Source organism: Aeromonas lacus, from assembly GCF_000764665.1.
Taxonomy (GTDB): Bacteria; Pseudomonadota; Gammaproteobacteria; order Enterobacterales; family Aeromonadaceae; genus Aeromonas; species Aeromonas lacus.
The window spans coordinates 124,253-144,075 of sequence record NZ_JRGM01000135.1 but is presented as its reverse complement, the minus strand read 5'-3'; the positions used below and the strand labels follow the sequence as shown (position 1 = coordinate 144,075).

Genomic DNA, 19,823 nt, shown 5'->3' with positions numbered 1-19,823 from the left:
AATGAAGGAGCCGCTGTGGAGCTACGTGATCTGAAGGCCTTCGTCACTCTGGGCGAGGTGTTGCATTTCGGCCAGGCGGCGGTGCGCCAGCATGTCACCCAGTCGGCGCTGAGCAAGCAGATAAGGCGGCTGGAGGAGGAGCTCGGCGGCGAGTTGTTCGAGCGTAACGCCAGCACCACCCGCCTCACTGTGCTGGGGCGGGCCCTTTATGAGGATGCCCGCACCGTGGTAGTCCAGAGCGAGCAGCTCTCGCGCACCGCCCGCGATGTGCTGGCGGGCAACGTCGGCACCCTGCGTATCGGTTTTGGCGTCGCCACCAAGATCCTGGTACCTGCGGTCATCGCCCGTTTTCGCGCCGAGCGACCGCAGGTGACCATAGAGCTCAACGATCTCTCCACCCACCATCAGTTGCTGGCGTTAAGCGAGGGCAAGCTGGATCTGGGTTTTTGTCGCCTGCCCGCCCCCAAGGGGTGGCACGCCATGCCAGTCGAGCGAGCCCACTTTGTCGCCGTGCTGCCCGCCAGCTACCGCGATGTAAGGGAGTTGGCGGATCTGGTGGACAAGCCGCTGGCGATCCTGCGCCGGGACAAAGCGCCGTCGTTTTATGATCACCTGATGAACTATCTGGCCCAGAGCGGACTGCGCTTTCAGGGGATCCAGTATGTCAATGACTTTGCAGCGGGCGTCGCTACCGCCGCCGCCGGGATCGCCTGGACCCTGGTCCCCTCCTCCACCACCATAGAGCACCCGGATGTGCTCACCCTGCCCTTAACGGAGAACGAGGCGTGCTGGGCGATTGGCCTCATCCGTCCCCCAAATAGTCACTCTCCACTGGCTGACGCCTTCTGGCAGACGGTTACCGATCACATAACGGGGGAAAATCTCCTCCCTGATTAAAGAATTAATAATTTCTTAAGAATCCCTGTGTCTATTTAGGGGGCATTCTTCTCAGCCCGAGTACGCCCCCATGAAAAAAGTCAGAGACATACTGCGCCGCTTCGATGGTCAGCGTCGCCAATGGACATCCGGCATCGAGCGCTCGCTCCTCGCTTGGCTGGCCCGAGGCTCCCTGCTGCTACCCGGTGAAGCGCCCCCTCGCCGCATTCTTGTGGTACGCAGCAACAACCGGATTGGCAACAACCTCTTTTTGCTCCCCTTCCTGCAGCAAGTACAAAAGTCCCACCCCGGCGCCGAGATCGAGCTGGTTTGCAGCAAGGGGCCACTGCTCCCCCTGTTCACTGCCCTCAAGTTGCACCGCATTCATCTGATCAGGCTGCAGGGGAAAGGGTTGATCAGCGCCCTGCCCGCCCTTTGGCAACTGCGCCAACAGCGTTACGACCGGGTATATGTGCCATTTGCCTCCAGCACCGACCACTTGCTGGCCGCCTGGGTGCGCGGCTGCGAAAAACTGGGATTTGACGATGCCAAGGGGGATGCGATCTTCGCCCGTCCCGAAGCGCTCGAAGAAGATCGCCACTATGCCCACCGCCCGCTGCGCCTGTTGGGCGTGGATGCGGGCCCCGAGCAGCAGATAGCGCTGGGGCTGCCCATGGCGACCTGCCATCCCCAGCTGGCGGAGCTGGCCAGAGCACACCCGGGGCAACCGCTCATCGGCTTTTTTACCGGCGCTCGCAAAGGCAAGGGGCTCTCCCCCATTCAGTGGCAACGACTGCTGGCCCAATTGCGCCGGCAAGCTCCCGATGGGGTGATGATCCAGTTCAACGACCCGGCTGCGCCACTGCCTCTGGTCGGCGATGTCACCCTCTCGCTCACCAGCCTGTGCGAATTTGCGGCCGTCACTGCCGGGCTTTCCCTCTTTGTCAGCTGCGATACCGGGCCGCTGCATCTGGCCGCCGCCAGTGGTGTCCCTTGTCTTGGCCTCTTTACCCAGACAGATCCGTGCCACTACGGCTGCCTCGGTGCCCAGCACCACAATCTGGTGGTGACTGATCGCGACCTGATCGCCCTTAATCACCAGTGGCTAAGCAAGATGCTGGAGCGTGAACGCCCATCCCTGCCGCCCGCTCCGTTGTTTATCGAACAATCCGCCCACCAGCCACTCAACCTGCAACAGGCGTGCTGAATGCGGCGCTTGTCGTTGATGCAGCGAAAGAGGGAAGGCTTGCACCTTCCCTCTTTCGTTTTTAGCCCCAGGTTGAAACGACTTGTGTCATCAGGGTTCAACGATAGCGGGCTTCAATGCGCGCCAGCTCGCCACTTTGCCGCAACTGCTGCAAAGCCCTGTTGAACTCGGTGAGCCGGGTATTAAAGCGGGAGTGTTTGCCGATGCAGAGGTTAAACGGTGTCGACTCAAGCACGAGTGGCACTTCAACCACCTGATTGGCCAGCCCCAGCTTGTTGAGTTTGAAGCGTGCGACCAGTGGATCTGTCACCATCAGATCCCCCCGACCCGCAGCCAGCATTTTGAAGACGTTATCAACATTGATGGTCTGATGAACGGTGAAGCTGGCCAGGTTCTCCTTGCCCCAGCCATTGCCGAGATAGTCGAGAAAGGTGAACGCCTTGAGGTCGCCCAGACGTTTGGCTTGCAGGAACTCCTGCATATGGGAATGAGCGCGCGGCGTAAATATCGTCAGGGTCGTTGTGGTGACCGGCTCTTCCACAAGCAGGGTATAACTGCGCCGCTCCTGAGTGGCGATGGTTACAAAACCATCGGCCTGCGCCAGACGCACCATCTTTTGCGCCCGTTGCCACGGATAGCCTTCATGGTGCACCCGCAGCCCCATCTGCGCGGCCACCCGATCCATCACATCGATCATCAGCCCGCGCATCTTGCCCTGTTCGTCACGCCACGAATATGGGGCAAAGTCGTCAAAGTAGACCATCTTCAATTCGGCCGCTGGTGTCGCCCAGACACTCTGCCACATCAGCAATCCCCACAGGATTGCGATCCTCATACCAACACCCATGGCCGCGACTCCATCCACTCCTGCCACCTCTGAGCCTAGTGCAAAGCGGGCTGTGGCAAGGATCAGGAGCCAGTGAAAATAGTGACCAGAAAAAAGAGAGGGGAAGCAGTGGCTTCCCCTCTCCCGTCAGCTTGTCAGCACGCCACCTTATCGATAGCGGTCACGACCTTCTGCTCACGCCAGCTCGGCGCGCAGCGCTTTGGTGGCATCGACCATCACCTTGAGGGCAGCTTCCGTCTCTTCCCAGCCGCGGGTCTTGAGGCCGCAATCCGGGTTGACCCACAGCCGCTCGGCCGGGATCTGCTTGGCGGCCTTGCGCAGCAACCCCTCAATCCAGCTCTGGCTCGGCACGTTCGGCGAGTGGATGTCGTAGACGCCCGGGCCAATCTCGTTGGGATAGTTGAAGCGCTCGAACGCTTCGAGCAGCTGCATCTGGCTGCGGCTGGTCTCGATGGTGATCACGTCCGCATCCAGCGCCGCCACCGCCTCGATGATGAGGTTGAAGTCGCTGTAACACATGTGGGTGTGGATCTGGGTGCTGTCCGCCACCGGGCTGGCGCTCAGGCGGAAGGCACGTACCGCCCAGTCGAGATAGGCCTGATGATCCTGCTTGCGCAGGGGCAAGCCTTCGCGGATCGCCGGTTCGTCGATCTGGATGATCTTGATGCCGACGGATTCCAGATCTGCCACCTCGTCGCGAATAGCCAGCCCGATTTGCAGGGCGGATTGCTCGCGGCTCACATCTTCCCGCGGGAAGGACCAGCAGAGGATGGTCACAGGGCCCGTCAGCATCCCCTTCACCGGCTTGTCGGTCAGGCTCTGGGCAAACTGGGTCCACGCCAGGGTCATGGGGGTCGGGCGGTCGATATCACGGGTGATCACCGGCGGCTTGACGCAGCGGGAGCCATAACTCTGTACCCAGCCGAAGCGGGTGATGGCAAAGCCGTCCAGCAGCTCACCGAAATACTCCACCATGTCGTTGCGCTCGGCCTCGCCATGTACCAGCACATCCAGCCCGATCGCCTCCTGACGCGCGATGGCATCACGGATCTCCGCCTTAATGCCCGCCTCGTAGGCGCTGTCCTCGATGCGACCGGCTCGCCAATCCTGACGCAATACCCGGATCTGCGAGGTCTGCGGGAAGGAGCCGATGGTGGTGGTGGGCAGCAGCGGCAGTTTGAGATCCGAGCGCTGCAGCTCGGCCCTGACCGGATAGGGGCTGTGGCGATCAAAGTCGCTGTTGGTAAGGCTGGCGAGCCGTGACTGCACCACTTTTTTGTGCACCCGGCTATCGGACTCCCGATCGACGATGGGCTGGCTGTAGGCGGTGATTTTGTCGAGCTCGCCCCCATCCAGATAGTCTCTGAGCAGCCCCAGTTCGAAACATTTTTGCAGGGCAAAAGCGAACCAGCTGCGGGTCTGGGGATCCAGCTCCAGTTCGAGGGTCAAATCCACCGGGCTGTGCAGCAAGGAGCAGGAGGAGGCCACCCAGAGCCGCTCGCCGAGTTTGGCTTTCAGCGCTTTCAGGGTCGGCGCCAGCTTGGCCAGATTGGCACGCCAGACGTTACGGCCGTTGATCACCCCGGCTGAGATGACCCACTGGGCGGGCAGATGCGGCACCAGCGTCACCAGCTGTTCGGGGGCGGCCACCAGATCCAGATGCAGGCCATCTACCTTGAGGCTGGTGATGATGTCGCGCTGATGAGCCACAGACCCGAAATAGGTGGTGAGCAGCAGCTTGCAGGGGCCAGCGAGGCGCTCGTAGGCGTTGAGGTAGGCCAGCCGCCACTCGTCCGGCAAGTCCAGCGCCAGCGCCGGCTCGTCTATCTGTACCCACTCCACCCCTTGAGAGGCCAACTTGGCCAGGATCTCCTGATAGACGATGAGCAGGCGATCGAGCAGTTCAAGGCGAGAGAAGCCGCTCTCTTTCTCCTTGCCAAGCCAGAGGTAGGAGATCGGCCCCAGCAGCACTGCCTTGACCGGCAGCCCCAGGGCCTTGGCCTCTTCGACCTCGTCAAACAGCTGGCTCCAGCCCAGCTTGAAGCGCTGGTCACGGCTGAATTCCGGCACCAGATAGTGGTAGTTGGTGTTGAACCATTTGGTCATCTCGGCGGCCGCCGCCGCCGGGCCGGTCGGCGCACGACCACGGGCCACCCGGAACAGGGTGTCGAGGTCGGTCTCGCCATGACGGTGACGGGCAGGTACCGCATCCACCAGCAGGCTGGTACCGAGCACCTGATCGTACCAGGCGAAGTCGCCTACCGGCAGCAGATTGACCCCGGCGGCATGCTGGGCCTGCCAGTGGCGCTTACGCAGCGTCTTGCCCACGGCAACGAGTTCGGCCTGAGTGGTCTCGCCACGCCAGTAGGATTCGAGGGCAAATTTCAGCTCGCGCTTGGCGCCGATACGGGGGAAGCCCAGATTGTGTGCTCGTGTCATAGGTTCATTTCCTTATGCTCATTCATCTGATGGGAAACTGGATGATTTAGCCATCCAGATGTTTACACATCCAAAATGACAAGATAAGGTGACGCTGGCTATTGAATCCTCTTCAAGTGGCTCTCAAATAATCCTCAACTGACCGCCGAACAGGTTCACCGCGAGGATACAGAGGCCCGTTTTTGCATGTGTTAAGAAGCGCAGCAGCAAGACGGCAGGATCAAGAGGTGCAGGAGGCTAAAGGCCAGGCCACCGCTGACATCAACCTCAGCGCCATACGCAATCTCACAAGGAGCCATCTTATGGCAGTGCCAAGCAATGCAGGGATAGAGATCAAACACTTGAAGACATTGACCGCGCTGGCCGAGCAGGGCTCGCTGGCCGGTGCGGCGCTGACCCTCAACCTCACCCAGTCCGCCCTCTCCCACCAACTCAAAGAGCTGGAGACCCGCCTCAATTTGGAGCTCTACCTGCGCAAAAGCCGCCCGCTGGTGCTGACCGCAGCCGGCAGCCAGCTGCTCGCCCTCGCCCGTCAGGTGTTGCCCGCTCTGGCCCAGACCGAGAAACAGTTGCAAGCCCTGCAGAGCGGCGATGCGGGCAGGCTGCATCTGGCGCTCGATTGCCACAGCTGCATCCAGTGGCTGTTGCCGCTGTTGCCCGATTTTCGCCGCCAGTGGCCGGGGGTGGATCTGGAGGTGGAGTCAGTGCCGGGCTTTGATGCCATCAATGCCCTGCTCGGCGGCCAGCTCGATCTGCTGCTCACCTCGGACGTGCAGGCCCGCGGCGATCTCCACTTCGAGCCGCTGTTTGCCTTCGATCTCACTCTGGTGATGGCGCCGGATCATCCCCTCTGCCACCAGAGTCGCATCGAGCCGGGCGATCTGGAGGCGGAGGTGCTGCTGGTCTATCCGGTGGAGCGCAGCCGCATGGATATCTTCAGCCGCTTTTTGCAACCCGCCGGGGTGGAGCCCGCCCGCTGCAAGCCGGTGGACAACACCTCGGTGATGCTGCAGATGGCCGCCGCCGGGCTCGGCGTCGCCGCCCTGCCGCGCTGGGCCAGCGACGAGTTTGTCAGACAAGGGATGCTCTGCGCCCGCCCCCTCGGGAGTGGTATTCGTCGCCATATGTACGGCGCGGTGCGGGCCGCCGATCGGGATCAAGCCTGCCTGCAGAGCCTGTTCGAGCGCATTCGCACCAAGATGGAGGGATAGCCCCCTCAGCGAGGCTGGCCGACCTCTGCCAGCAGTGCAGGCAACTGCGCCTTGATAAAGTCGATGAGGGCCCTGACCGCCGGTGACAGACCGCGCCGCGCGGGATAGAGCATCACCAGCTTGCCATCTTTGGGGCGCCACTCGGGCAGCAGTTGTTGCAGCCGCCCATCCGCCAGCTCATTCACGCAGGCGTAAAGTGGCAAGCCCACCATCCCGAGCCCCGCCAGCGCCGCCTGCTTGAGGGTTTGCACGTTGTCGCTGCGCAATAGCACATTGACCGCCACCTCCTCAATCTCCCCACTGTCGTGCCGCAGCCGCAACAGATCGGCCTGACGCTCCAGCGAGCTGAAAAGCAGGGCATCCTCTCCCTCCAGCTGGCGAGGGTGCACCAAAGCGCTTTGGCGAGAGAGCCACGCCGGGGCAGCCAGCACGCCCCACTGCACCGTACAGAGCGGCACCTGCACCAGGCTGGAGGGGGGCTGCTCGAAGGCCACCCCGCGGATCACCACATCCAGCCCCTCCTCCAGCAGATCCACCTGCCGATTGCTGGCTTGCACGGCGAGCCTCACCTTGGAGTATTGCGCCATAAAAGCGGGCAGCAAGCGGGCAAGCAGCGCATCGGCAATGGTAATGGGCACGCTGATGCGCACCAGACCGCTCGGCTCCTGCTGCCGTTGCCGCACTGCCGCCTCTCCGGCCTGCGCCTCGGCCAGCATCGCCTGACAGTGGCGATAGAGCACCTCGCCGGCATCGGTCAGGCTGAGCTGACGCGAGGTACGTTGCAGCAAACGGGCATCCAGCCGCTCCTCCAGCAGCCGGATCCGGCGCGAGATCCGCGACTTGGGCACGCCAAGCGCCCGCGCGGCGGCAGTGAATCCCTGTCGCTGCACCACATGGGTGAAGAGATAGAGATCGTTCAAATCAAGTTCCAGTGGTGTCATCGGGCAGCCTTGATCAGGGTGAGGTGCATTCACATCGTTCCACCAATGGAACGATAAGAACCTATTTCACCAGATTGTCGCCATTTTTGCAGCCATCATAATGGCCCTGTCCCCATCAGACGGTTGCTGCACGGGCAATCCGCCCCACCAGCAAGGGCCGTTTGACTGTTCCGATATCACAAGGAGTTCACCATGAAACTGCGACAAATCTGCTCTGCCACCCTGCTCGGTCTGGCGACCCTGACCGCCACATTTGCCACCACAGCGACACCGGCCATGGCTGCCGAGGCAACCAGCCATCCGACCGTATCACCCAACCGCTATCTGGAGATGCTCTCCCGAGACAATGCGGTACTGCTGCTGGTTGACCATCAGGTCGGCTTATTGAGCGGCGTGCGCGACACCACGGTGGGCGAACTCAAGCACAACGTGGTGGCGCTGGCCAACGCCGCCCGCGCCCTCGGCGTGCCGGTGATCGTGACCGCCACCATGCCCGATGGGATGTGGGGCCCCACCATGCCCGAACTGACCAGTGCCCTGCCGGATGTGAAGGTGATCAACCGCACCGTCATCAACGCCTGGGACGATCCCGCCGTGCGCGCCGCCATTGAGAAAACCGGCCGCAAACAGCTGATCATCGCCGGGGTATCGCTCGAGATCTGCGCCAGCTTCCCGGCCCTCTCTGCCAAGGCTGCCGGCTATGATGCCCGGGTGGTGCTCGATGCCTCCGGCACCTTCAACGAAGCCAAGCGCACCACGGGTCTGCAACGCTTGCTGGGGGCCGGTATCCCGGTCACCGACTACGCCTCCGCCGCCGTCGAGATGCTGCGCAGCAACGTCGACCCCAAGGCGCACGATGTCTACAGCGCGCTCGACATGCCTTTCGCCACCCTGGTGTGGCAGATGCAAGAGAGTGCCAAAAAGTCGTAACTCGCCCCGCCTTCGGTCAGGTGACCGAAGGCATCTTTTATCTTCTGGAGGATCCATTGATGACCAGACGCCTGACCCTCTCCGCCCCGGTCAAGGGCCAACCACTGCGCATTGGCAGCGGCTTTGCAGCACGCCATTTTGGCGAACACTTTTTCAACGGTCTGATAGACCCCGTGGTGATGGTGGATCACTTTCAGATGACCGCCCCCACCTTCGAGCCCCATCCCCATGCCGGGATCTCTGCCGTCACCTATCTGTTCGAGGATTCGACGGCCCCCCACGTCAACTACGACTCCCTCGGCAATCAGGGCCCCATCGAACCGGGGGCGCTGCACTGGCTGGCGGCCGGGCGCGGGGCCGTGCATACCGAGCAGCCGGAGGGGGCATCGCCCTATGTCCACGCCCTGCAGATCTTCGTCAACTTGCCTACCCGTCAGAAGATGGCGTCGCCTTTTGCCATCCACGCAGCCGCCGCCACCATCCCCGAATTTCATGACGAAGGGGTTCGGGTGCGGGTGGTCGCGGGCCACAGCAACGGCATAACGGCGCCACACTCGGCGGCGCTGCCCCAACCCTTTACCCTGCTCGATGGCCATTGCGCGCCCGGCAGCCGCTTCATCCATCTGCTGGCGGCAGGCTGGAATGCGATGCTCTATCCCCTGACCGGGTCGCTGACCCTGCAGGCGGAGGGAGAGCGGCACCTCATCCCGACAGGTCACGGGATGGGGGTAAGCCTCCCTGCCGATGGCGGCGAGGCGGTGGCACTGCAACTTGAGGCCACCGAGCGCTGCCACTTCGTGCTGCTCTCAGGCCAGGCGCTCAATGAACCCCTGGTCAAACATGGCCCCTTCGTGATGAACAGCCACGACGCCATTGCAGATCGGCTGCATGCCTATCAGCGCGGCGAATTTGGCCAGCTCAACGATGACTGGCTGCACAACGGCCAATATCGGCCATGAGCACGCTCATTAGCCACCAGCCACAAAGCACGCGCTGGCCTCTGGTCTTCCTCGCCATTTTCGCCGGTGCCAGCGGCGCCCTCTGCCTTGGCAAAGTGCCCGCCGTACTCGGCATGCTGCGCAGCGAGCTGGGGCTGACACTGGTCGAAGCCAGCTATCTCGCCTCGGCTTTCAATACGCTGGCGATCTGCTTCAGCCTCTTTCTCGGCCTGTTGCTGACCCGCTGGAGTGGGCGGCAAACCGGGGTTGTCGGGTTGCTTGTCATCGTGACTGGCGGGGCGTTGGCGCTGCCTGCCACCGGGCTGGCCATGATGCTGCTGTCGCGCATTGTCGAGGGGATTGGCTTTTTGCTGATCTCGGTGGCCATGCCCGCCTTTATCGTGGCGGTGACCCGGGAGGAGGATAAGCGACTGGCCCTGAGCCTGTGGGCGGTCAACCTGCCCCTCGGCGCGGCGGTCGGCATGCTGCTTACCCCCTGGCTCACGGCGCAAGGTGGCTGGCGCCTGGCCTGGCTGATCCTGATGATCCCGCAACTCTCTGCACTGCTGCTTCTGCTCGTCAGTCGCCCGGCAGATAAGCTGCGGGTCGGGGGGCCCCAAAGCGCAGCCAACGCAGGCCACCCACTGCGCCAGCTCACGGTGCTCCGACAACAGGCACTCTGGCGCTACGGGTTGGCGTTCACGCTCTACAGCCTGATGCTCTGGGCGCTCTTTGTCTGGCTGCCGACCATGTTGCAAGGCAGCCCCGGGGTTGGCCAAAGCCAGATCGCCCTGCTCTCGGCGCTGGCGGTGGTCGCCAATATTCCCGGCAACCTGATGGGGGCATGGCTGCTGCGCCGGTGCGTGGCGCGAGATCGGCTCATCAGCTGGGCACTGGGCCTGATGGCGCTCTGCGGCATGCTCGCCTTCTGGCCCGGCCTGTCGCCGTGGTGGGCCTATGGGCTCTGCCTCGCCCTCTCCCTGTCGGGCGGCATGGCACCGCCGGCTATCCTCTCGTCAGCGCAGGGGGTAAGTCAGGGGCCGGTGCAACTGGCCATCGTGCAGGGCTTTTTTGTCCAGCTCGCCAACCTCGGTCAGCTGCTGGGGCCCTTGCTGCTGGCCACCCTGATGACGGACAACGGCCATTGGGGGAATGCTCGCTGGCTCTTTCTGGGCGGCTTGCTGCTGGCAATCGGACTCTATCTGTGGCACCGCCCGCCTGTTGGCGGGCAAGAGCCCAACTGACAGCGGGTCCCAGCCGCATTGATACGTTTCAGGAGACGCCTGCGAAGTAACTGCGCAGCGCCTCCACCACCCGCCGCACTTTCTCCGGGATCTCCCGCTGCGGCGTGATGGCGTGGATCTCCATCGACGCCACCCGAAAACCGGGCAGAAGTTCCAGCAGACGCCCCTGCGCCAGATCCTCGCCAATCTCCCCTTCCGGTTGCAGCGAAATCCCCTGCCCCGCCAGCGCAAACTGACGCAAGGGCAACACGTTATTGCAGAGCACCTTGGCCTTGAACCTCACCCTGTGCTCGCCCCCCTTCTCATCGAGCAGCAGTAAACCGTTGCCCAGCATCTCGCCACAGAGCCAGTCGTGGGTGGCCAGATCGGCGGGGGTGCGTGGTGTTCCCTTGCGCGCCAGATAGGCGGGGGCGGCGCAGAGCAGCATCCGGGTTTGCCCCAGTTTGCGGGCCACCAGAGTCGAGTCGGGCAAGGTGCCGACCCGCAATGCCACGTCGATCCGTTCGGCAATCAGATCCCGCTTCTCGTCGTCGGCGATGATCTGGATGCTGAGGCCTGGGTGGGCCTGCAGCAACGGCGAGAGAGCCTGAGCCAGCGGCTGGCCCGCCATCCCCACCGGGGCGGTGATCCGCACTTCACCGAGCAGGGCGTCGCGCACCTCGGAGAGGCGCAGCTCGGTCTCGCTAAGGGTCTGCTGCAACGCCCGGCACCCTTGCCACACCACCTCTCCCGCTTCGGTCAGACTGAGACGACGGGTAGAGCGATGGAGCAGGGGCAGTCCGAGCAGGCTCTCCAGCTGGCTGATATGCTGACTGACGGCGGAGGGGGTCATGCCAAGGGATTTGGCCGCCCCTGTCATGCTGCCCGCTTCCACCACGGCGGCGAAGATGGCGTAACGTCTGAGCTGTTCCATTATTAAATCCAGCTTATAAGTGAATGCATTTTTGAGGTGATTATTAAATCATAAATGGCGGCGTAGGATAGCCCCATTCCAACAGTGAAGGAGAGTTCCCCATGAAGATTGCCCTGATCGGTGCCAGCGGTTTTGTCGGTTCAGCCATCCTGAACGAGGCCATCAGCCGCGGCCATCACGTCACCGCCATCGTCCGCGATGTCAGCAAGGTGACCGCCCATCCGCAGGTCACCGCCGTGGCGGTGGATGCCCAAAACCCGCAGGCATTGGCCGAGGTGCTCAAGGGGCACGATCGGGTGATCAGCGCCTACAACCCGGGCTGGACCACACCGGATATCTACGACCAGTACCTCAAGGGCGCCAACGCGATCGTCGCAGCAGCCAAAGCGGCCAACAGCTGGCTGCTGGTAGTAGGTGGCGCCGGCAGTCTGGAGGTTGCCCCCGGCGTGCAACTGGTGGATACCCCTGAGTTTCCGGCCGAGTGGAAACAGGGGGCGCTGGCGGCCCGCGACGGTCTCACCGCCCTGCGTCGTGAAACCACCCTCGACTGGCGCTTTGTCTCTCCCCCGGTGTTCCTCGAACCGGGCGAGAAGCGCGGCGGCTATCGGATTGGTGGCGATCAGGTGCTCTTTAGCGGCGAACAGCCTGCCGGGATCACCGCCGGAGATCTGGCCGACGGCGTGCTGAACGAAGTGGAAAAACCGGCTCACCAGCGCCAGCGCTTTACCCTGGGTTACTGAGAGCCCACAGTCGGTTAAGGCCAGAATGCGCGGTCACTCGCATGCCTCTCGGTCAGGTAATAACCCGCGCAGACAGAAGGGAGGCATCCGCCTCCCTTCTGTTTTCGGCATTTTCTGTTTTGGTTATGTTGCTGCTGGCAGCTTGCCTCTGGTTATCACTCTCCTTCGCATCATTTACCACTCCGCCCTTAATGGCTGCGCAAAAAGCAGCCAGCCCATTACACACCGAATTCCATTTCGAATTTTGTATATAACTAAGAATAATTTGTTGTTTCCGTCTTATAACACCGAACAGTAGCATCCCCTTTATTCCAGATGGCGCCACACTGTCGCGCCATCCCGTTTGCCGCTTATCAGGTCTGCCAACAGCGGAGGCAGTGCAAGAGATGGCGCCAGAGATAACGAAAGAGTGAGGAGGTGCACATGGAACATTCACCACTGCCGATCATCGATCTGGCTGCCCTCAACGGGGCGCCCGAGGTACGTCGCCCTATGCTGGCCAGGCTGGCCGCAGCCGCCCGCGACGTCGGCTTTTTCTATCTGACAGGACATGGCCTGAGTGACGCCGAGCAGCGGGAAACCCTGACGCTGGCAGAGCGCTTCTTTGCTCTGCCGGAGCAGGAGAAACTGGCGGTGCAGATGGTCAACAGCCCCCACTTTCGCGGCTACAACCGGGTCGGTGCCGAGCAGACCCGCCAGCGGCCGGATCTGCGAGAGCAGTTCGATATCATGAACGAAGCGCAAGCCCTGCCTGCGGCGCAGATCCATGAACCCTGGCAGCGGCTGATCGGCCCCAACCAGTGGCCGACCGCCCTGCCCGAGATGAAAGGCCATCTGCTGGCGTGGCAGGAGCGGCTGAGCGATATCACCCTCACCCTGCTGGCCGCTTTTGCCGAGGTGCTGGAGCAACCGGCCAACGTGTTTGACGACAGCATTCGCGGCGCCCCCTACCAGCACATGAAGCTGATTCACTACCCGGGGCAAGAGACGGGTGGCTGCAGTCAGGGGGTCGGCGCCCACAAGGATCCCGGCTACCTGACGCTGGTGATGCAGGATAATCACTCGGGGCTTGAGGTCGAGACGGCCGACGGCTGGATCTCCGCACCGCCCCTTCCGGGAGCGCTGGTGGTCAATATCGGCGAGCTGTTGGAGCTGGCCTCCAACGGCTATCTCAAGGCGACCCTGCATCGGGTGGTAAGCCCGCCGCCCGGCGTCTCGCGCCTCTCCTGCGCCTTCTTTATGGCGGCGCGGCTCGATGCCACCGTGCCACTGCTCAGCCTCTCCCCCAAGCTGGCAGCGCAGGCGCAAGGGCCAGAGAGTGACCCGACCAACCCGCTCTTTAATCAGGTGGGGGAGAACGTGCTGAAAGGGCGGCTGCGCTCCCACCCGGATGTGGCGGCCCGCCACTATGGGGAACCCGCTCGCCTCCCGCGCACTGAAAGCGAAGCGATACTGGCCTGAACAGCGCAGAGATCCGCCGGCGGGTATATGCATAAGCCACAAGCAGCATGGATATACCCGCCCTGACAACGAACAACAAGCAACAAAACAAGTCATGGCCCGAGCCTGGCCATCACGGAGCAACACGATGAAATTCAAGACCATGAGCGTACACAGCGGCCAGCGGATCGACCCCCAGACCGGCGCCCTCACCACCCCGCTCTACCAGAGCAGCACCTTCAGCTACTTCAACGCCCAGGCGGGCAAGGAGCGCTTTGCAGGTCAGGCCCCCGGCTTTATCTATAGCCGCTTTGGCAACCCCACCACCGCCGAGCTGGAGCAGAAACTGGCGGCGCTGGAAGGGGCTGACGAAGCGCTGGTGGTGGCGAGCGGCATGGCGGCGGTGAGCGCCATCATGTATGCCCTGGCCGACAGCGGCGATGAGGTGGCCTATATCGGCCCGCTCTACGGCGGTACCGATGCGTTTCTCAAACAGACCTTTAGCCGCGCCGGTATCAAGGTCACCGCCTACGAGAGCGATCGGGATCTGCTGGCCAACATCCGCCCCGCCACCAAGGTGGTACTGTTCGAAACCCTGACCAACCCCACCCTCAAGGTGGTGGATCCGCGACTGGTGGTGGAAGCGGCCCGCAAGGTGGGCGCCATCACGGTGTGTGACAACACCTTCCTTACCCCCTACCTGCTGCGCCCGCTGGAGCTCGGGGTCGATGTAGTGATGCACAGCGGCACCAAATATCTGGGCGGCCACGGCGACATCATCGCCGGGGTGGTGGCGGGCTCTCACGCCCTGATGAAGTCGATCCGCACTGTGGCCCTCAAACATATCGGCTCCCCCATAGGCCCGCAGGAGGCCTACCTGCTGCAGCGCGGGGTCAAGACCCTGCCGCTGCGGATGGATGCCCACCTGCACAATGCGCAGAAAGTTGCCGAGTTTCTGGCCGCCCATCCGGCGGTGAAGAAGGTGATCTACCCGGGGCTTGCCAATCATCCGGGCCACGATGCTCTCAGCGCCTTCGCCAGCGGCTTTGGCGGCATGGTGAGCATTGAGCTGGAAGGCGGGTTTGAGCGCTGCGCTACCTTGCTCGACAACCTGCAGCTATTCGTCCAGGCGGTGAGTCTGGGGGATCTCGAGAGTCTCGCTTGCCATCCGGCCAGCACCACCCACGCCGCCATGGACGAGGCGAGCCGCCTCGCCGCCGGGGTCAACGACGACCTCATCCGCTTCAGCATCGGGGTGGAAGACGCCGACGATCTGATCGCCGATCTGGCCGCCGCGCTGGCGCAGATCTAACCGGGCGCGCTTTTACTCGCCGACAAAACAGCGGCGAGTGAAATGCCCCAAACACAACAACGGCCCATCAAGGGCCGTTGTTGTTTGTCGCGCTATGGAAAAATGGGATTTACTCCTCCCACACCACCACTTGGGATGAGGGCCAGCGATCCCCGACCTGGGCGTACTTTTGCTCCAGCAGGTGACGCTTGATCTTCATGGTGGGAGTCAGCACGCCGTTCTCGATATTCCAGGGAGTCTTCACTACCAGAATGCCGCGAATTTTGGCATGAGATTCCAGCTGATCGTTGACCCGCACCCGAGCAGCCTCCAGTCTGGCGTTGACCTCCTCCCGATTACCCTTCATGGCGCTCTCGGCCAGCTGCACCAGCGCAATGGGCTGGGGCATGCCGTAGCCAATCACGCAGAGCTGTTCGATGATGGGCTCCTGACCCAGCAACCCCTCGATGGGCACCGGCGCCACATACTTGCCCTTGGCGGTCTTGAACACATCCTTCATCCGGCCGGTGATGGTGAGATAACCCTCCTTGTCCAGCTTGCCCATATCGCCGGTGTGGAGCCACCCCTCGGCATCAATGGCCTCGGCACTGTGCTCGGGATCCTTGTAATAACCCACCATCATTCCCTCGCAGCGACAAAGGATCTCTCCCTCGTCGGAGATCTTGATGGTCACCCCGGGCCCCGCCTTGCCGACGGTACCTATCTTGTCGGCACGGAACGGGTAGTTGATGGTGGAGTAAGCGTGGTTCTCGGTCATGCCCCACGCTTCGGTCACCTGGAGACCGATGCTCAGGTACCACTCAAGCAGCGCAGGGGAGACCGGCGCCGAACCGCAGCCCAACACCCGCGCCTGATCCAGCCCCAGCCCCTTTTTCAGCTTGCTCTTGATAAGGCTGGAGACCAGCGGGATCTTGAGCAGCAGTTCGAGTTTCTTCTGGGGCAGCTTCTCGTGGATCTTGATGCGGAACATGGCCCACAGCCGCGGCACCGAGATAAATACGGTAGGACGGCAGCGCTTGACGTCCTCGACAAAGGTGTCGAGGGATTCGGGAAAGGCGATGGTGGCACCGCCAAACAGGCTGCCGCCGTAGATGTAGACCCGCTCGGTGATGTGGGCCAGCGGCAGGTAGGAGAAACCGCGATCAGACTGGGTCAGGTTCACCGTCTCCACCAGCTTCTCGCACGACCACGCATAACGCTCGACGGTCAGCATGGCCCCTTTCGGCTTGCCGGTACTGCCGGAGGTGTAGACCAGGCTCAGCAGGGAGTCGGGCTCCTGCACCGGGCTGTCCGGGATCGGCTCGTGTGCTTCCAGCAGATCATCCCACTGGTAGCTGGCCGGCATGGTGTCATAGGGGAAGGCGATGCGCAGCAGATCGGCAGGCACGCCCGCCTCCTGACTCTTCCAGTCATCCAGCTTGCCGACGAAGATCGCTTTGGCCTCGCTGTGGCGCAGCACATATTCGATGGTATCGACGTTGGCGGTCGGGTAGATGGGCACGCTCACGTACTGCCCCATCTGCATCGCCAGATCGGCGATAAACCACTGGGCGCAATTTTTGGAAAGCAGCGCCACCTTGTCGCCGGCAACCAGCCCCAGATGACGCAGGGCCGTCACCATGCGCCGCGCTTCATCAGCCACTTCACCCCAGGTGAAATCGACATATTCGCGGTTGATGGTTTGACGCAGATAGGTTCGATCAGGACACTGCCGCTCCCAGTGATAGAGCATCTCAAGCGGCAGTTTTTTGGCAATACGTGAGGCTGAAGCCATAGTTTAATCCCTGAAACAAAAGGCGAAACTTATTATTAACCTTTCACTAACTTCAGGGAAGAATAAACTCAAACTTCAGTTTGAAATGTGTATCCGATCAAGCTTCTGCCTGTTGTTGCAAACGCATCCACATGGCTTGCACCAGCTGCTCGTCCTGCTCGGAGAGCTCGCCTTGCAAAATCGCCTCGTTGAGGCTGCGCAACACATAGCTTTTGACATCCCGCACCAAAGTCTTGCCCTCCAGCTCGGCACGGGCGACCGCCAGCGAAATATGGCCTCGCAGGTAACCACCGGCAAAGAGCTCATCTTCGCTCGCGGTAGCAACCATGCCGTCGATCAGTCCCAACAACTTGTGCTCAAAATCGTGAATCGTCATGTAACGCAGCCTCATTTGCGGCAAATAATTCGGGGGTATGGAACCGCAATCCGGTTGATTGCAGCTCTCTGGCGCCAGGCCAGCGGCTTCCATGGCGTCCTATTCCGGGCTGGCCACCGGGTAGATGACCTGATCCTTGTATCCCGTGGTTATTCGCAGATAACCACTCAACGCCCGGTTCAATGCCGGCTCATCGGTATCGACCAGGAGTGCTCTCCCCTGCAGGGAAGCCAGCTTGCTCTTGGTTGCCAGCACCTGGATATTCTCCAGCCCGACACACCGAATCACCTCAGGACTCAATTGCTGATTTCCGCGCCCGAACAGATGTCCCTGTCCGCCAATCAGGGTAATGATCAGCCGGCAGCGACGGCCACGGATCCGGGGCAGGATCTCGGCGGCGCTGAGATCCTGCCCGATAAGCCTGCCATTTTCCACCAGATCCACACCGAGCAACGTATTTTCCAGACCGAGCTCTGCCATGCAGGCTGCCACCGTGCTGCCAGAGCCCATCAGATAGAGGGTATCGGACTCCATCTGCTCGACCACACCGGCCGCCAGATCCGCCAGCACCAGCTCTTCGGACTCCCGTCCCCCCTGCTTGACCGCCTGCACGTAACGCAGATCGGCGGGCACCAGCAGCTGGCCATAATGACGAGCCCGCACCTTGCCTGCGCGAAACGCCTCTTCGTCGATATCGCGCACCTCGGCGTCGATAAGACTGAGCAATTCGCCTGCAATCATCCGCGCCGCCACCCGCCCGCTGGCGGCGGGGGTCACCCCGTAGACGCCGGAGTGGATCTTGCAGCCAGCCGGGATCCCCAGCACATGGCAGGAGTCCCCCACCGCCGCACAGATGTCCCGCGCCGTGCCATCGCCACCGGCAAACAGCAGCAGATCGACACCCGCGTCGCGCATCCGCTCTGCCGCATGGCGAGTATCGGCGGCAGAGGTACTCTCCCCGGCCGGCTGATAGACGATGCGGTGCGGCAAGCCCAGTTCACGCACCACCAGCTCCCCCATGTCGCCAGCTACCGTCAGCAGCTCGAACGGCGCAGTCACTTCACACAGCGGCAGCAGGGCCTGACGGGTACGCTCCTGCGCTCTGGGCACGGCGCCGCGAGCCAGCGCCTCGGCCACCACGCCGTCACTCCCCTTGAGCGCCACTGCGCCGCCAATCCCGGCGACCGGATTTATGATGAGCCCTAATCGAAACATGCACTCCTCCCTTGTGATGGCGACCATTTTTATCTTTTCGACCCACTGGGACAAGCGGTTCTCCCCTGCTAAAATGTTCCGCTTCTTTTTTTCAACCAAGGTTCAATCATGCTGGAATGGGTTCTTGATCCCTCTGCCTGGGTCGCACTCGCCACCCTGACCCTGCTCGAGATCGTGCTGGGCATCGATAACATCATTTTCATCTCCATTCTGGTCGGCCGTCTGCCCGAGGCGCAGCGCCAGCGCGCCCGCATTCTGGGTCTGGCCCTCGCCATGGGTACCCGTATCCTGCTGCTGCTCTCGCTGGCCTGGGTCATGCGCCTCACGGATCCGCTCTTTACCGTGCTGGGCGAGGCCATCTCCGGACGCGACCTCATCCTGCTGCTGGGGGGCCTGTTCCTCATCGGCAAGAGTGCCCACGAAATCCACGCCACCCTTGAGGGGGCTGCCGAGCCGGAAAAGGTGGCAGGTGCTGCCTCCGGTTTTATCAGCACCCTGATCCAGATCGCCATTCTCGACATCGTCTTTAGTCTGGATTCGGTGATCACCGCCGTCGGCATGGCTGATCACGTCCCTGTCATGGTGCTGGCCATCATGATCGCCGTCTTCATCATGATGTTTGCCGCCAAGGCGATCGGCGATTTCGTCGATAACCACCCCACCATCAAGATGCTGGCCCTCTCCTTCCTCACCCTGGTCGGTTTCGCCCTGATGGCGGAGGGGATGGATCTGCACATTCCGAAGGGTTACATCTACTTCGCCATGGCCTTCTCGCTGGTGGTGGAGATGATCAACATTCGCCTGCGCAAACACACCGACGCCAACGAGCAGAGCGAATCATAAGCTCGCCTGCCGGATCAAAAAGAGCGCCTCTTTGGGCGCTCTTTTGCTATGCACACGGCACGCTTGGCAGGACAGTCGCTTACTGGTTGGCAATAACGATGGCCACCCGGCGGTTTTCGGCCCGTCCGGAAGCACTCTTGTTGTCCGCCACCGGCGCGGTTTCGCCGCGACCGCGGACCTCCAGGTTGGCAGGGTTCATCCCGACCGAGATGAGCACATCCGCAACCGACTGGGCCCGCTTCAGGGAGAGCTGCTGGTTGTAGCTGCTCTCGCCGGTGTTGTCGGTATGACCGTCAACCCGCGCCTTGTCGAGGCCTACCCCAAGCAACACCTTGCCCAGCTTTTCCACGGTCTGACGAGTTTGGGGATTGAGCTCCCCGACGTTGTTGGCAAACAACACCCGGTTGGCCAGATCCAGCGTCCAACCCTCGTCGGTCAGATAAAAACCTTGCTCCTTCAATACCGCCAGCTGTTCAGGGGTGAGCCCCTTCGGGGCACTCTGACAACCTGCCAGTAGAGAGAAGAGCAACCCCAGCAGCAAGGTCTTGAGGGAGAGGGATATTTTCATTGTTATGTC

18 protein-coding genes are annotated in these 19,823 nt (G+C 62.1%); 10 read left to right on the top strand and 8 right to left on the bottom strand.

Annotated elements, in window-relative coordinates:
• Positions 1 to 15 precede the first annotated feature (15 nt).
• Both LG31_RS0111970 and LG31_RS0111965 read left to right on the top strand, forming a co-directional pair.
• Positions 16 to 897 carry a LysR family transcriptional regulator gene (locus tag LG31_RS0111970; RefSeq protein ID WP_033114690.1) on the top strand — a complete coding sequence of 294 codons (882 nt, stop codon included), beginning with the start codon at positions 16 to 18 and terminating at the stop codon, positions 895 to 897.
• Positions 898 to 967: 70 nt separating this feature from the next.
• Positions 968 to 2,083 carry a glycosyltransferase family 9 protein gene (locus LG31_RS0111965; protein WP_084059601.1) on the top strand — a complete coding sequence of 372 codons (1,116 nt, stop codon included), beginning with the start codon at positions 968 to 970 and terminating at the stop codon, positions 2,081 to 2,083.
• A gap of 97 nt (positions 2,084 to 2,180) precedes the next feature.
• Here LG31_RS0111965 and LG31_RS0111960 read toward each other — a convergent pair whose 3' ends face one another.
• On the bottom strand, positions 2,181 to 2,888 hold the full coding sequence (locus LG31_RS0111960; protein WP_338010665.1) for a substrate-binding periplasmic protein: 708 nt from the start codon (positions 2,886 to 2,888) through the stop codon (positions 2,181 to 2,183).
• A gap of 216 nt (positions 2,889 to 3,104) precedes the next feature.
• Positions 3,105 to 5,369: a 5-methyltetrahydropteroyltriglutamate--homocysteine S-methyltransferase gene (gene metE, locus LG31_RS0111955; protein ID WP_033114688.1), complete on the bottom strand. Its 2,265-nt coding sequence runs from the start codon at positions 5,367 to 5,369 to the stop codon at positions 3,105 to 3,107.
• A gap of 302 nt (positions 5,370 to 5,671) precedes the next feature.
• On the opposite strand from metE, the gene LG31_RS0111950 reads away from it, so the two are divergent.
• Positions 5,672 to 6,580, top strand: a complete 909-nt coding sequence (locus LG31_RS0111950) for a LysR substrate-binding domain-containing protein (protein WP_033114687.1) — start codon at positions 5,672 to 5,674, stop codon at positions 6,578 to 6,580.
• A 5-nt stretch (positions 6,581 to 6,585) separates the two neighbouring features.
• Here LG31_RS0111950 and LG31_RS0111945 read toward each other — a convergent pair whose 3' ends face one another.
• Positions 6,586 to 7,521 (bottom strand): LysR substrate-binding domain-containing protein, encoded by a 936-nt coding sequence (locus LG31_RS0111945; protein ID WP_033114686.1) that lies wholly within the window; start codon positions 7,519 to 7,521, stop codon positions 6,586 to 6,588.
• 192 nt (positions 7,522 to 7,713) lie between these two features.
• Between LG31_RS0111945 and LG31_RS0111940 the strand changes: the two genes are divergently transcribed.
• Genes LG31_RS0111940 through LG31_RS0111930 form a run of 3 tightly spaced genes read left to right on the top strand, consistent with a single transcriptional unit; the run spans position 7,714 to position 10,633 of the window.
• The gene (locus LG31_RS0111940; RefSeq protein ID WP_033114685.1) at positions 7,714 to 8,451 is read left to right on the top strand and encodes an isochorismatase family protein; all 738 of its coding nucleotides are present in this window, start codon (positions 7,714 to 7,716) and stop codon (positions 8,449 to 8,451) included.
• Positions 8,452 to 8,510: 59 nt separating this feature from the next.
• Positions 8,511 to 9,410 (top strand): pirin family protein, encoded by a 900-nt coding sequence (locus LG31_RS0111935; protein ID WP_033114684.1) that lies wholly within the window; start codon positions 8,511 to 8,513, stop codon positions 9,408 to 9,410.
• A complete protein-coding gene (locus tag LG31_RS0111930; RefSeq protein WP_050513453.1) occupies positions 9,407 to 10,633 on the top strand; it encodes an MFS transporter in 1,227 nt (408 codons plus the stop codon). Before LG31_RS0111935 ends, LG31_RS0111930 begins: the two co-directional genes overlap by 4 nt.
• Before the next feature lie 28 nt (positions 10,634 to 10,661).
• Here LG31_RS0111930 and LG31_RS0111925 read toward each other — a convergent pair whose 3' ends face one another.
• Positions 10,662 to 11,546: a LysR family transcriptional regulator gene (locus LG31_RS0111925; RefSeq protein ID WP_033114683.1), complete on the bottom strand. Its 885-nt coding sequence runs from the start codon at positions 11,544 to 11,546 to the stop codon at positions 10,662 to 10,664.
• 101 nt (positions 11,547 to 11,647) lie between these two features.
• Between LG31_RS0111925 and LG31_RS0111920 the strand changes: the two genes are divergently transcribed.
• The 3 genes from LG31_RS0111920 (at position 11,648) to LG31_RS0111905 (ending at position 15,038) form a co-directional block, all read left to right on the top strand.
• Positions 11,648 to 12,286 (top strand): NAD(P)-dependent oxidoreductase, encoded by a 639-nt coding sequence (locus tag LG31_RS0111920; RefSeq protein ID WP_033114682.1) that lies wholly within the window; start codon positions 11,648 to 11,650, stop codon positions 12,284 to 12,286.
• Between the two features lie 423 nt (positions 12,287 to 12,709).
• Positions 12,710 to 13,747 (top strand): isopenicillin N synthase family dioxygenase, encoded by a 1,038-nt coding sequence (locus tag LG31_RS0111910; protein WP_033114680.1) that lies wholly within the window; start codon positions 12,710 to 12,712, stop codon positions 13,745 to 13,747.
• A gap of 127 nt (positions 13,748 to 13,874) precedes the next feature.
• Positions 13,875 to 15,038, top strand: a complete 1,164-nt coding sequence (locus LG31_RS0111905; protein ID WP_005361156.1) for a trans-sulfuration enzyme family protein — start codon at positions 13,875 to 13,877, stop codon at positions 15,036 to 15,038.
• A gap of 109 nt (positions 15,039 to 15,147) precedes the next feature.
• Here LG31_RS0111905 and LG31_RS0111900 read toward each other — a convergent pair whose 3' ends face one another.
• The 3 genes from LG31_RS0111900 to LG31_RS0111890 form a co-directional block, all read right to left on the bottom strand.
• Positions 15,148 to 16,812, bottom strand: coding sequence for an AMP-binding protein (locus LG31_RS0111900; protein ID WP_033114679.1), 1,665 nt, complete (start codon positions 16,810 to 16,812; stop codon positions 15,148 to 15,150).
• A 97-nt stretch (positions 16,813 to 16,909) separates the two neighbouring features.
• Positions 16,910 to 17,188 (bottom strand): YfcL family protein, encoded by a 279-nt coding sequence (locus LG31_RS0111895; protein ID WP_033114678.1) that lies wholly within the window; start codon positions 17,186 to 17,188, stop codon positions 16,910 to 16,912.
• Between the two features lie 99 nt (positions 17,189 to 17,287).
• Entirely contained in the window at positions 17,288 to 18,403 is a 1,116-nt protein-coding gene (locus LG31_RS0111890) for an ATP-NAD kinase family protein (protein WP_033114677.1), read from the bottom strand.
• A 108-nt stretch (positions 18,404 to 18,511) separates the two neighbouring features.
• Between LG31_RS0111890 and LG31_RS0111885 the strand changes: the two genes are divergently transcribed.
• On the top strand, positions 18,512 to 19,246 hold the full coding sequence (locus tag LG31_RS0111885) for a TerC family protein (protein ID WP_033114676.1): 735 nt from the start codon (positions 18,512 to 18,514) through the stop codon (positions 19,244 to 19,246).
• Between the two features lie 79 nt (positions 19,247 to 19,325).
• Here the strand turns inward: LG31_RS0111885 and yfiB are convergent, their stop codons facing one another.
• A complete protein-coding gene (gene yfiB / locus LG31_RS0111880) occupies positions 19,326 to 19,814 on the bottom strand; it encodes an outer membrane lipoprotein YfiB (protein ID WP_033114675.1) in 489 nt (162 codons plus the stop codon).
• Positions 19,815 to 19,823 lie beyond the last annotated feature (9 nt).

What these genes read in the sequence shown, in the direction of transcription:
- LG31_RS0111965 (WP_084059601.1), top strand. Translation starts at nt 968, where the DNA reads ATGAAAAAAGTCAGAGACATACTGCGCCGCTTCGATGGTCAGCGTCGC.
- LG31_RS0111960 (WP_338010665.1), bottom strand. Translation starts at nt 2,888, where the DNA reads ATGTGGCAGAGTGTCTGGGCGACACCAGCGGCCGAATTGAAGATGGTC.
- metE (WP_033114688.1), bottom strand. Translation starts at nt 5,369, where the DNA reads ATGACACGAGCACACAATCTGGGCTTCCCCCGTATCGGCGCCAAGCGC.
- LG31_RS0111950 (WP_033114687.1), top strand. Translation starts at nt 5,672, where the DNA reads ATGGCAGTGCCAAGCAATGCAGGGATAGAGATCAAACACTTGAAGACA.
- LG31_RS0111945 (WP_033114686.1), bottom strand. Translation starts at nt 7,521, where the DNA reads ATGACACCACTGGAACTTGATTTGAACGATCTCTATCTCTTCACCCAT.
- LG31_RS0111940 (WP_033114685.1), top strand. Translation starts at nt 7,714, where the DNA reads ATGAAACTGCGACAAATCTGCTCTGCCACCCTGCTCGGTCTGGCGACC.
- LG31_RS0111935 (WP_033114684.1), top strand. Translation starts at nt 8,511, where the DNA reads ATGACCAGACGCCTGACCCTCTCCGCCCCGGTCAAGGGCCAACCACTG.
- LG31_RS0111930 (WP_050513453.1), top strand. Translation starts at nt 9,407, where the DNA reads ATGAGCACGCTCATTAGCCACCAGCCACAAAGCACGCGCTGGCCTCTG.
- LG31_RS0111925 (WP_033114683.1), bottom strand. Translation starts at nt 11,546, where the DNA reads ATGGAACAGCTCAGACGTTACGCCATCTTCGCCGCCGTGGTGGAAGCG.
- LG31_RS0111920 (WP_033114682.1), top strand. Translation starts at nt 11,648, where the DNA reads ATGAAGATTGCCCTGATCGGTGCCAGCGGTTTTGTCGGTTCAGCCATC.
- LG31_RS0111910 (WP_033114680.1), top strand. Translation starts at nt 12,710, where the DNA reads ATGGAACATTCACCACTGCCGATCATCGATCTGGCTGCCCTCAACGGG.
- LG31_RS0111905 (WP_005361156.1), top strand. Translation starts at nt 13,875, where the DNA reads ATGAAATTCAAGACCATGAGCGTACACAGCGGCCAGCGGATCGACCCC.
- LG31_RS0111900 (WP_033114679.1), bottom strand. Translation starts at nt 16,812, where the DNA reads ATGGCTTCAGCCTCACGTATTGCCAAAAAACTGCCGCTTGAGATGCTC.
- LG31_RS0111895 (WP_033114678.1), bottom strand. Translation starts at nt 17,188, where the DNA reads ATGACGATTCACGATTTTGAGCACAAGTTGTTGGGACTGATCGACGGC.
- LG31_RS0111890 (WP_033114677.1), bottom strand. Translation starts at nt 18,403, where the DNA reads ATGTTTCGATTAGGGCTCATCATAAATCCGGTCGCCGGGATTGGCGGC.
- LG31_RS0111885 (WP_033114676.1), top strand. Translation starts at nt 18,512, where the DNA reads ATGCTGGAATGGGTTCTTGATCCCTCTGCCTGGGTCGCACTCGCCACC.
- yfiB (WP_033114675.1), bottom strand. Translation starts at nt 19,814, where the DNA reads ATGAAAATATCCCTCTCCCTCAAGACCTTGCTGCTGGGGTTGCTCTTC.